Source organism: Ruminococcus sp. CAG:57 (assembly GCF_000435935.1).
GTDB classification, from domain to species: Bacteria; Bacillota; Clostridia; order Oscillospirales; family Ruminococcaceae; genus Hominimerdicola; species Hominimerdicola aceti.
Genome location: NZ_FR890782.1, coordinates 1,724 through 1,932, shown reverse-complemented (window position 1 = coordinate 1,932; position 209 = coordinate 1,724). Strand labels below are relative to the sequence as shown.

The following is a 209-nucleotide window of genomic DNA, read 5'->3' as shown; positions in this document are numbered from 1 at the left end:
GCTTCTGCACCTACTGAGTAAACTGTTTTGTCAATGAGATAGCCCTCGCTTGGTGAAATTTCCTGAACAGTGTAGTTTCCGCAGACATACTCTTTGGTCTTAAAATATCCGTTTTCATCGGTCGTATAGGTATCTACGAGCTCGCCGTCCTTGTACAGTCCGTAAACTGCTCCCGCAAGCGTTCCGTTGCCCTGTGCTGATGCTGTTTT

Annotated in this window: 1 protein-coding gene; it reads right to left on the bottom strand. The window is 46.9% G+C overall.

Features of this window, described 5'->3' with window-relative positions; translation table 11 throughout:
- A partial coding sequence (locus QVO88_RS10280) for a prealbumin-like fold domain-containing protein (RefSeq protein ID WP_288178005.1) occupies positions 1–209 on the bottom strand: 209 nt, incomplete at both ends.